This window comes from uncultured Desulfovibrio sp. (assembly GCF_944327235.1).
Lineage (GTDB): Bacteria > Desulfobacterota > Desulfovibrionia > Desulfovibrionales > Desulfovibrionaceae > Desulfovibrio.
In genome coordinates this window covers 1-11,178 of the sequence record NZ_CALVHE010000080.1, presented here as the reverse complement: position 1 = coordinate 11,178, position 11,178 = coordinate 1, and the positions used below count along the sequence as shown (strand labels likewise).

Here is an 11,178-nt window from a genome sequence, read left to right as displayed (position 1 = left end):
GGGGGGGGGGGGGGGCGCGCGGCCCCGGGGGGGTCCGGCGGGGCCCGCCCCCCGCCGCCCACCCCCCCGCACCCCCCAACCAAGCAGCGAAGAGCGTCAACAGGCCCGTTGGCGACAAAGGAGCCTTACAGGCATCGACGGCAGAGCGAGGGGTTCCCCTTCCCCCAAACAGACAGCGAAGAGCGTCAGCAGGCCCTAGCCGGCGGCTTGTTTCTTGGCCGCGCCGATGAAGTCCCGGAAGAGGGGATGGGCCTGCATGGGCCGGGACTTGAATTCGGGGTGGAACTGGCAACCCACGAACCAGGGGTGATCCGGCAGTTCCACGATCTCCACCAGGGAGTCGTCGGGGGCAAGGCCGCTGAAGACCATGCCGTTTTGGGCGAGGATGTCCCGGAAGGCGTTGTTGAATTCGTAGCGGTGGCGGTGGCGTTCCTCCACCATGTCCTTGCCGTAGGCTTCGGCGGCATGGGTGCCGGGCAGGATCTTGCAGGGATAGGCCCCCAGACGCATGGTGCCGCCCTTGTCGCTGCCGGTATCGCGTTTTTCCAGATGCTTGGTGCGGAAGTCGAACCATTCGGTCATGAGGTAGATGACCTTGTGGTCGGAGAGCGGATTGAACTCTTCGGAGTTGGCGTCCTCCAGACCGGCCTTGTGCCGGGCGAATTCGATGACGGCGCACTGCATCCCCAGGCAGATGCCGAAGAAGGGGACCTTGTTCTCCCGCGCGAAGCGGATGGCTTCTATCTTGCCTTCCACGCCGCGGTAGCCGAAGCCGCCGGGCACAAGGATGCCGTCGCAGCCTTCAAAGGTGGCGCGGGCTTTGGCGGCGTCCACGTTCTCGGAGTTGACGTAGCGCAGTTCCACGGCCACCCGGTTGGCGATGCCCGCGTGGATGAGGGCCTCGTGCAGGCTTTTGTAGGCTTCCTTGAGGTCCACATATTTGCCCACGATGGCGATGGTGACCTTGCCCTGCGGGTGGGCGCAGTCGTAGACGAGCTTTTTCCAGTTTTCCAGATTGGCGTTGCGCGCGGGCAGGCGCAGCATGATGGCCACTTTCTGGTCGAAGCCTTCCTCATAGAAGCGCAGGGGCACCTCATAGATGTTGTCCACGTCCACGGAGCAGAACACGGCGTCGTGATCCACATTGCAGAACAGGGCGATCTTGCGGCGCATCTCCGCGGGGATGCTCTGTTCGCAGCGGCAGAGGATGATGTCCGGCTGGATGCCGATGGAGAGCAGCTCCTTGACGCTGTGCTGGGTGGGCTTGGTCTTGTGTTCGCCCGCGGCCTTCAGGTAGGGGACGAGGGTCAAGTGGATGTTGAGGCAGTTGTCCCGGCCCAGTTCCGTGCGGAGCTGGCGGATGGCTTCGAGGAAGGGGAGGCCCTCGATGTCGCCCACCGTGCCGCCGATCTCGATGATGGCCACGTCGGGCGCCTGGTCCCCTTCGGCAAGGGAGAGGATCTTGTGCTTGATCTCGTCGGTGATGTGGGGGATCACCTGCACGGTGCCGCCCAGATAGTCCCCGCGGCGTTCCTTGGCGATGACGTTGTTGTAGATGGCCCCGGACGTGGTGTTGTTCTTGCGGGACATGGGCACGTTGAGGTAGCGCTCGTAATGGCCGAGGTCGAGGTCGGTCTCGGCCCCGTCGTCGGTCACGAAGACCTCGCCGTGCTGGAAGGGGTTCATGGTGCCGGGGTCCACGTTGATGTAGGGATCAAGCTTCTGGATGGTGACGGTCAGGCCGCGCGTCTGGAGCAGCGCGCCCAGAGAGGCCGCCGCCAGTCCCTTGCCCAGCGAGGAAAGCACACCGCCCGTCACAAAGATGTATTTCGTTTTCATAAGCTCCTCCGGGGCAATGGCTGCGGGCTGCTCGCGGCCCAGGGTGCGCGCCCCACGCACATGTTCATCCCCACAGCATATAACCAAAGTCCGGCACGCTGGCTAGCATTGACTATGCGGCACACAAAACGTAATGTGAATTCCCTTTCACCACAGGAAATTTGTCCCTTTGAGGAGGCTAGGCCGCATGGGCGCTGTCAATACCTTGGTCATTACGGGCTACGGCACCAATTCCCATCTTGAAACGGCGCACGCCGCGCGCCTTGCCGGAGCGGACAGGGCGGATGTGGTGCATTTTTCGGACATCGTGACGGCCCGGGTCCGTCTGGAGGACTACCATTTCCTGATCTTTCCCGGCGGCTTCCTGGACGGCGACGACCTCGGCGCGGCGCAGACCGCCAGCCTGCGCTGGCGCTACCTCGTGGACGAGGCCGGGACGCCCCTGCTCGAGAGCCTGACCCGCTTCCTGGACGACGGCAAGCTCGTGCTCGGCATCTGCAACGGCTTCCAGCTGCTGGTCAAGCTGGGGGTGCTGCCCGCGCTGGACGGGGCGCGCTTCGAGCGGCAGGTCTCGCTCAGCCATAACGATTCCGCCCGCTACGAGGACCGTTGGGTCAATCTGCTGCCCAATGCCGAAAGCCCCTGCGTGTTCACGCGCGGTCTCGGTATGCTGTCCATGCCGGTGCGGCACGGCGAGGGCAAGCTCGTGGCCCGTGATGCGGCCACGCTGCAGCGCCTGCGGGACGAGAACCTCATCGCCCTGCAATATGCCGACCCCACCACCGGCCAGCCCACGCAGGAATATCCGCTCAATCCCAACGGTTCCCCGCTGGGCATCGCCGGGCTGACCGACCCCAGCGGCCGGGTGCTCGGCCTCATGCCGCATCCCGAAGCCTTCCACCACGTCACCAACCATCCGGCCTGGACGCGCGGCGAGGTGGACGCGCCCGGCACCATGCTCTTCGTCAATGCCGTGAATTATCTGCGCGATCTTTGATGCCACCGCCGGAGCGGGGCGTCCGTCGTTGCGCGGACATGCCCGTCAGGCGGTCAGGCGTTTTTTTTGTTGCCCGTGCGGCCCGTGGACCCTTCCGTCCGCGGGCCGTTCGCGTCTCATGGAGGGGCGCGACGCCATGCGCGCATGTATCCGCGTCGCCACATGAGCGGATCCGCATTGAGATCGTGTCCGATCTCCATGCTGACGCTGCCCTCACACTACGGAAAAAGCGTGGTTTTTCCGTGTGTTCGGTTGCGGGTAGTCGCTCTCGCGACTACCAGAGCGATCCACATTTTCAATGTGGGATTGCGCTACCGGAGAAGCGGTTCTTCCGCCGGAGCAAGGCGCAGCAGGCGTCCGGCCACGACGAGGAATGCGTCTTGCGCGCGGGCGGCCAGCAGTTGATTGGCCAGCCCCAGCCCGTCGCAGAATCGCCGGGTCAGGGCATTGCCGCCGATGCCGCCAAGGCCGGTCTCCCCGGAGACGACGATCCAGCGGCAGGGCAGGGTGCGGCTCAGGTCGATGAGGGCGGACACCTCCTCCGTCACGAGGCATTCCAGCGCGCCGACGTCCTCCTGTTCAGGCAGGGACAAGAGGAGGTTGGTCACCCAGAGGGTCACGCAGTCCACGAGGATGGTGGCCTGTCCGCTGCCGCCGGATGCGTCGGGGCGCATCTCCTCCCAGGCGGCCGCCACGGCGGGGGCCAGACGGCGCGGGCATTCCAGCAGACGCCAGCAGTCCGGCCGCCGCTGGCGGTGACGGCGGATGCGTTCGCTCATGGCGGGATCGTCCGGCTGCGGCATGGCCGTGGCCACATAGAGCACAGGCCCGCCGTTACGCAGGGCGTGCGCCTCGGCAACGGCACTCTTGCCGCTGCGCGTGCCGCCCAGATAGAGGATCAGTTCAGGTTCAGACATGCGGGACTCCGGCAGGAAGTAGGCAATGGGGTATCGGCGTCATGACGCATCCTCCGTTTGGAACGCTCATGCGGCCTGTCGTTTCGCGAAAAAAACCTGGTCATTCCACTTGGTTTTGGCCGGGCGGCGCTGTGCCGCCGCCTCGCGTCCCCGATTCTTCCCCGGTAAAAGTGCGCTGGGGAAGGGATGGGGGGCTTGGGGGGAAGGGCAGCGACCGAAAGGCGGCCCGCAGGGCCGTGCCCGTTAGGGCGTGTCGACACAAATTTTATAAATAATTTCAATAGATAAAGCAAATAAGCTGTACACGTTTCCCTTGCTTTTGGGGACGATGTTGCCTCGCGTCCCCGATTCTTCCCCGGTAAAAGCGCGCTGGGGAAGGGATGGGGGGCTTGGGGGGAAGGGGAACACCTCCAGCGCAGGCGGAGGGGTTCCCCTTCCCCCCAAACAGGCAGCGCGGGCGGCGAACGTGTCAACAGCCTTGCAGTCGGATGTCCAGTTCCGCCAGGGTCCGCATCTCGGTAAGGATGCGCACGCTGGCGTCGATGATGGGAAAGAGGAGCGCCGCCCCGGTGCCCTCACCGAGCCGCAGGCCGAGATTCGTATATGTCGGGATGCCGAGATGCCGCATGAGCAGACGGTGTCCCGGCTCCACGGAGGCGTGGGAGCCAACGAGCAGGTCGCGTACCTCGGGATGCAGTCCCACCGCAATGGCGGCGGCTGCTCCGGCGATGAAGCCGTCCACCACCACCGGGATGCGCAGCGATGCGCCGCCGAGCATGAGGCCCGTCATGGCGGCCAGCTCCGTGCCGCCCACCTTGGCCAGCACGTCCAGCGGGTCGGACGGGTCGGGCCGGTTACGGGCGATGCCCTGCCGGATGAGGTCGGTCTTGCGGCGCAGGCGTTCGGTCGAGATGCCCGAACCAAGGCCCGTCACCTCTTCCACCGGCGCGCCCGTCAGCACGGCGGCGATGGCGGAGGACGGCGAGGTATTGCCGATGCCCATTTCCCCGGCCGCCAGCAGTCGCGTGCCTCGTGCCGCTTCCTCGCGCGCCATGTCGATGCCCACCTGGAGACAGGCAAGGGCCTCGTCGCGGGTCATGGCCGGGCCTTCGCTGAAATCGCGGCAGCCGGGCATGACCTTGCGGCGCACCAGCCCTTCCGCGCCTTCCAGCGCATCGGCCACGCCCACGTCCACGACCACCAGACGCGCCCCGGCGTTGCGGCAGAAGGCATTGATGGTGCCGCCCCCGGCAAGGAAATTGCGTACCTGCAGGGCGGTTATCTCCGGGCCGGTGGCGCTGATCCCTTTGGCGGCGATGCCGTGATCCCCGGCAAAGAGCACCACAGCCTTGTGGGGGAAGGACGGACGCGCGTCATCCGTGATGCCGCCGAGCCGGATGGCCAGCTCTTCCAGTTCGCCAAGGCTGCCCGGCACCTTGGCCAGACTGTCCAGCCGTCGCCGGACGGTGTCCGCCGCCTGTTGGGAAAAGGGAGGGAAGGTCAGATGCCGCATGATCGTCTCCTGTGAAGGCTGCCGCAAGGGCTGGATGGGGGAAGCGGCGCGGATCAGCCGCGCAGGACTCCCCATGACACGAGGCTGAGGACAAGAGCGGTGAGCGCGACCGTCGCCCGCATGAGGCGGACGGCCAGCAGGATATGCCGGTCCGTGGCCCGCGGCGTGCCGACGCCGAGCCACGGATGGTCCACGAGCAGACTGCCGTAGACGGCGGGGCCGCCCAGACGCAGGCCCAGCGCCCCGGCAAAGGTGGCTTCGCTCCAGGCGGAATTGGGGCTTTCGTGGGCGTAGCGGTCATGCCAGCCCCGCACAAGGGCCTGTCCGGCCCGCACGCCGGGCACGAACAGCGCCGCCAGCGCCGTGCAGGGCAGGGACAGACGGGCGGGGAGCGCATTGAGCAGATCATCGAGACGCGCGGCGGCCGTACCGAAATTGCGGTAGGTGTCGTTGCGTTTGCCCCACATGGCGTCCAGCACATTGGCGGCCCGGTGCAGGGCCGCGCAGGCGGCGGCCCCCGGCAGCCCGAAGAGCAGCAGGCCGCAGGCGGCCCAGAAGAGCGTTGACAGCACGCCGTCGGTCATGTTCTCCGCCACGCTCTCCACACAGGCGCGGGCCACGCCGTGGGCGTCCAGCGCCTCGGTGCGGCGGCCCACCAGCAGGGAGACGGCACGCCGGGCGGCGGGCACGTCCCCGCGCCGCAGGGGCGCGGCCACCCGCAGGGCATGTTCGGCCAGACTGCGCGGCGCAAGACAGACATAGACCAGCAGCACGGCGGCAAGCCAGTCCAGCCCCATGCCCGCCTGTCCGGCAAGCAGGACGAGGAGGCAAGCCGCCAGCAGGCAGGGCAGCACCACCAGCAGACAGGCCAGCAGGCCGCGCAGGAACATGACCGGCCCGTTGGGGCCGCGCCGGAGCAGGCCCTCCGCCCACAGGGCCAGCCGTCCCATGCCGCAGACAGGGTGCCACGCGGCGGGAGGCTCGCCCAGCAGGCTGTCCAGCAGCAGGGCAGCAGGCAGGAAGAGCAGGACGGCCGTATCCATCATAAGCCCATATCCCGGTAGATGGCGGACAGATCGACATGTTCGCGCACCACGTCCGCCAGACGGTCCAGCGCTTTTTCCAGATCATAGGTCGCGAGCTGACGGCCCTGCGGCGCAAGGCCCACATCCGCCCGCACATGGTCGAGCCAGGCGCGACGGAAGGCGTCGTCATCAAAGACGCCGTGCAGGTAGGTGGCCCAGTTGCGGCCGCTGACATAGCCGCAGACCGCATCCGCCACGGGTCGGCCGTCCGGCCCGCAGCGCCGGAAAAGCGGACGGGCGGACGGGCCGTGACGGGTGAGACCGTGGTGGATCTCATACCCGCCGGTGGGCACGCCCAGCGGACTTTCGGCCCGTTCCACGCGGATGAGGGTCTTGTCCGCCGCAAAGGTGGAATACAGCTCCATGATGCCCAGGCCGGGCACTTCCGGCGAGGCGGACTCCACCCCGTCGGGGTCAAGGATGCCGCGCCCCATGATCTGCAGACCGCCGCAGATGCCGAACAGCCATTTTCCCTGTGCGGCGTGGGACAGGATGCGCTCGGCCAGCCCGTTGCGGCGCAGCTCGGCCAGGTCCGGCGCCACGCTCTTGGAACCGGGCAGCATGACCACATGCGGGTCGCCCCATTCCTCGACACGGCGCACGGGCCGCAGACGCACGTCCGGCTCCATGTCCAGCGGCGCGAAATCGGTGAAGTTGGCGACATGCGGCGGCATGACCACCGCGATGTCCAGCACCCCCGGCGGGACCGGCCCGGCGGGGGCGGCGTCTCTCCGGCAAAACCCGGCCATATCCTCTTCGGGAAGGTTGAGATCGCGGATATGGGGGACCACGCCCAGCACCGGGACGCCCGTATGCTCCCGCAGATAGTCATGTGCCGGAGCCAGCAGGCTCGCATCCCCCCGGAAGCGGTTGACGAGGTAGCCGCGCAGCAGGCAGCGTTCCCCAGGGGTGAAGGTCAGCCAGGTGCCGAGGAAGGAGGCATAGACGCCGCCGCGGTCGATATCCCCCACCAGCAGCACCGAGGCCCCCGCATGACGGGCCATGCGCATGTTGACCAGATCATGCCGCTTGAGGTTGATCTCGCCGGGGCTGCCCGCGCCTTCCAGCACCATGACCTCGTGTTCCGCGGCCAGACTGTCGTAGGCGGCGGCCACCCGCTGCCAGAGCTCGTCCTTGCGGCGGTAGTAGTCGCGCACGCCGAAATGTCCCACGGGCCGCCCCAGCAGCACCACCTGCGAGCCGGTATCGGAATGGGGCTTGAGCAGGATGGGGTTCATGCGGGCTTCCGGGTCCAGCCGGGCGGCCTGGGCCTGCAGGATCTGGGCGCGCCCCATCTCGTCCCCGGCGGCGGTGACGCCGGAATTGAGGGACATGTTCTGCGCCTTGAACGGGGCGACATCGTAACCGTCCTGCCGGAAGATGCGGCAGAAGGCCGCGGCAAGGACGCTCTTGCCCGCATCGGAGGACGTGCCCTGCAGCATGAGGGCCGGGACGCGGGGCCGGGCGACCGGACGCGGGGGAGCGGGGCGGCCCCGCGCCTCGCTCAGGATGTCCGCCAGCGCGGCGGCAAGCCGTTCATGCTCGTGCGGGAAGCGCACCGCCGCCCGGAACCAGCCGCCGTCCTCCATGCCGTCGTAATTGGAGCAGTCCCGCACGGCCATGCCGTAGCGGCGCAGGAGACGGTCGTTGAGGTCCGCCGGGGCCTGCGCGCAGCGGAAGAGCACATAATTGGCCGCCGAGGGAAAGACCTCCACGCCGGGCAGGGCGGCCAGCGCAGCCGCCAGATGGGCGCGACGCTGGGCATTGGTCGTGCGGGTGCTCTCGGCAAAGTCGGAGGCATCCTCCAGCACGGCCACGGCGGCGGCCAGCGCAAGCCCGTTGACGTTCCAGACCGGCAGCTCCGCCTGCACGGCGGCGGCCAGCGTCTCGGGAGCGGCCAGGAAGCCCAGCCGCAGGCCGGGCAGGGCGTGGAACTTGGTCAGGGAGCGCAGCACCACGGCCTGTTCCGGCAGATCGCCCAGCAGGGAGACCTCCGCTTCCGGTCCGGCATACTCCACGAAGGCCTCATCCAGCACCCAGAGCAGATCGGGCCGCCGGGCCATGAGGCGGCGCAGCGTCTCCGGGGTGCGGAACAGACCGGACGGATTGCCGGGATTGGCCAGAAAGATGACGCCGCCCCCCGGCACGGCCGCAAGCCCCTCCTCCAGCGGCGGCGCGGTCGCGCCTCCCGGCAGGGGGATGGCTTCCCGGTCCCGCAGACGCAGGAGCCGCATCCCGGCCCGTCCGCAGGCCAGCGCGTATTCGCTGAAGGCCGGTTCCACCACGCAGGCCGTGCTCATGCCGCGTCGGACAAGGGCGCGGGCCAGCGCATGGATGAGCTCATTGCTGCCGTTGCCGAAAACGAAACGGGAGGCGGGCAGACCGTAACGCCGTGCGGCGGCCTCGCGGGCCTCTTCCGCCTGAGGGGACGGATAGGCGCACAGGGCCGCCTCGTTGCGCAGCAGGGCCGCCCGCAGGAAATCGGGCATCCCTTCGGGACGGACATTGACGCTGAAATCCAGCAGGGAAGCGGCATCCCTGCCCGCTGTCCTGCTCATGGCGTGACGGTCGCCGCCGTGGGCGTCTGCCTTCATGGATGACCTCGCGGATGTTCGGGAGCGGGCGCGCACGCTCCGTCAGGAAAAAGGAGAGACAGGATGCAGGCGGCGCTGTCCTCGGGCCGGGCGCGGGTGGTGTCCAGCCGGACCTGCGGCGTCAGCGGGGCATGGATATGCCGGGCCTGCCGGGCGGCATGGGGCCAGTCCGGCGCGCGGTCGGTGCGGCGGCATTCCCGCTGCCGCAATTCGCGGGGGTCGCATTCCACCCGCACGCGGAGCACGTCCACGCCCTCAAGGCGACGGGAAAGGTCCTCCACCCAGTGCGCGCGTTCGCCCACCACATGGTCCACGATGACCCAGCCCCCGGCCTGCGCGGCCGCGGCCACGGCCGCATGGAAACTTTCGATGAGCGGCAGGTCCGTTGCCGCCAGCGCCGCCAGCACGGATTCCTGCCCGCCGGACGCCGCCCGGAGGAAGTCGTCCACGGCGAGCAGGAGCGAGTGGCGGCCGTGATCGCGCAGCAGGGCCGCCTGCAGGGCGCGGGCCAGCGTGGTCTTGCCCGCGCTGGAAGGTCCGTTGAGGAGGATGACCTGCCCGCGAGACGTTTTGTCCGCCGCCGGAGCGTTTTCCGATGCGGACGCCGGGCCGCCGTCAGGGCGGGAGGACGGAGCCGGAGCCGCCGAAGCGACGGAGGCGACCTCCTCCGACCCGTCCGCCGCGTCGTCCGCGCAGCCCTGGGCAAGGCCCCAGAACAGATGTACATAGCCTGCCCGCACCGCGCCGTGCGCCACGCCCGCCGGTCGTTCTCCTCCCCGGCTGTCCCGCACCGTGTAGAGCGGCGCATACGGGCGGTGCAGCTCGATGTCCGACCAGTGGAACTCATGGCCGCGCAGGGTATGGTCCGGCAGGCCGAAGGGCGCGCCCGCGAGCAGGGAGACCTCACGATAGCCGAGGGAGCGCAGGCGTCCGCCCATGCGGGCCGTGGCGTCCAGCACGCCGCACATGGGCCGGCGGCGTTCCACGTTCCCGGCGTCGATGGTGATCAGTTCGGAGCACAGATACATGTAGCCGCCGCATTCGGCATAGATCTCGCCGCCGCGCGCGGCAAAGTCCCGGATGGCCGCGCGCATGGCCGTATTGGCCGCGAGTCGCTCGGCAAAGACCTCAGGATAGCCGCCACCCAGATAGAGGGCCTCCGCATCCGGCGGCAGGGCCGTGTCCGCGAGCGGGGAAAAGGGGACCAGCTCCCAGCCGCGTTCCCTGAGGATACGCTCATTGGCCGCATAATAGAAGCAGAATGCCTGATCCTTCGCCACGGCCATGCGGCGCGGCGGGAAGGCGGCGGACGGCGAGGCGGGCAGGGGAGCGGGCGCGGCGGGACGCGGACAGCGCGTCCGGGCCAGCAGGCCGTCCAGATCGACGGCTCCCGTCGCGGCCGTGGCCAGCGCATCCAGCCAGTCCGCCGAACAGCCCGCTTCCTCGGCGGGCAGCAGGCCGAGCTGGCGTTCGGGCAGGGTCCAGCAGTCGTCACGCGGCAAGGCCCCGAGCAGGGGCGGGAGCTGTTCCCGTTCCAGCGCCCGGCGCAACAGATCGGCATGACGGGCGCTGCCCACGCCATTGGCGATGACCCCGGCCATGCGGACGCCCCAGCGGGCCGCATGATCCCGGAAGCCCGCCACCAGCGCCGCAAGGGAGGCCGCCATGCCCCGCACGTTGCAGACCAGCACCAGCGGGATGCCCAGACTGCGCGCGCAGTCCAGCGTGCTGCCCTCGATGCTGTCGGGATCGCGTCCGTCCAGCAGGCCCATGACGCCTTCACAAATGGCCACATCCGCGTCATGCGCCCGCATGTCCCAGAGCAGACGCACGCCGGAGCGGCCCATCATCCAGGTGTCCACATTGCAGGCCGGACGCCCCGTGGCCAGCGCGTGGAAAGTGGGATCGACGTAGTCCGGACCGCATTTGAACCCCTGCACGCGCAGACCACGCAGCGTCAGCGCACGCATGAGCGCCGTACTGAGCGTGGTCTTGCCTTCGCCGGAACGGGGCGCGGCAAGGCAAAAAGCGTGGAATGTCGTCATGCGGCCACCTTTTCCTCCTGGACTGTCATCGCATCATCCATTGCCTGTCTGGGGGGAAGGGGAACCCCTCGCCCTGCTGTCGATGCCCGTAAGGCTCCTGCGTCGCCTGTTTGGGGGGAAGGGGCCGGACAGGAATATCGTTGTTTGATTAGTGCAACTCGATACCTGCCGTGTTGACGGGGGGGGGT

At 68.4% G+C, this 11,178-nt stretch carries 7 protein-coding genes; 1 reads left to right on the top strand and 6 read right to left on the bottom strand.

Features of this window, described 5'->3' with window-relative positions; all coding sequences use genetic code 11:
* Positions 1–195 precede the first annotated feature (195 nt).
* Positions 196–1,839: a CTP synthase gene (locus Q0K00_RS09795; RefSeq protein WP_297229035.1), complete on the bottom strand. Its 1,644-nt coding sequence runs from the start codon at positions 1,837–1,839 to the stop codon at positions 196–198.
* 187 nt (positions 1,840–2,026) lie between these two features.
* On the opposite strand from Q0K00_RS09795, the gene Q0K00_RS09790 reads away from it, so the two are divergent.
* Positions 2,027–2,836: a phosphoribosylformylglycinamidine synthase subunit PurQ gene (locus Q0K00_RS09790; RefSeq protein ID WP_297229033.1), complete on the top strand. Its 810-nt coding sequence runs from the start codon at positions 2,027–2,029 to the stop codon at positions 2,834–2,836.
* 311 nt (positions 2,837–3,147) lie between these two features.
* Here Q0K00_RS09790 and Q0K00_RS09785 read toward each other — a convergent pair whose 3' ends face one another.
* From Q0K00_RS09785 to Q0K00_RS09765, 5 genes are all read right to left on the bottom strand, one after another.
* Positions 3,148–3,753 carry a bifunctional adenosylcobinamide kinase/adenosylcobinamide-phosphate guanylyltransferase gene (locus tag Q0K00_RS09785; RefSeq protein WP_297229032.1) on the bottom strand — a complete coding sequence of 202 codons (606 nt, stop codon included), beginning with the start codon at positions 3,751–3,753 and terminating at the stop codon, positions 3,148–3,150.
* 469 nt (positions 3,754–4,222) lie between these two features.
* Positions 4,223–5,266, bottom strand: a complete 1,044-nt coding sequence (gene cobT, locus Q0K00_RS09780; protein WP_297229029.1) for a nicotinate-nucleotide--dimethylbenzimidazole phosphoribosyltransferase — start codon at positions 5,264–5,266, stop codon at positions 4,223–4,225.
* 53 nt (positions 5,267–5,319) lie between these two features.
* Positions 5,320–6,312 (bottom strand): adenosylcobinamide-phosphate synthase CbiB, encoded by a 993-nt coding sequence (gene cbiB / locus Q0K00_RS09775; protein ID WP_297229027.1) that lies wholly within the window; start codon positions 6,310–6,312, stop codon positions 5,320–5,322.
* Entirely contained in the window at positions 6,309–8,945 is a 2,637-nt protein-coding gene (locus tag Q0K00_RS09770) for a cobyric acid synthase (protein ID WP_297229025.1), read from the bottom strand. The genes cbiB and Q0K00_RS09770 overlap by 4 nt, the downstream gene beginning before the upstream one ends.
* Positions 8,942–10,990 (bottom strand): cobyrinate a,c-diamide synthase, encoded by a 2,049-nt coding sequence (locus Q0K00_RS09765; protein WP_297229023.1) that lies wholly within the window; start codon positions 10,988–10,990, stop codon positions 8,942–8,944. Before Q0K00_RS09765 ends, Q0K00_RS09770 begins: the two co-directional genes overlap by 4 nt.
* Between the last annotated feature and the right edge of the window lie 188 nt (positions 10,991–11,178).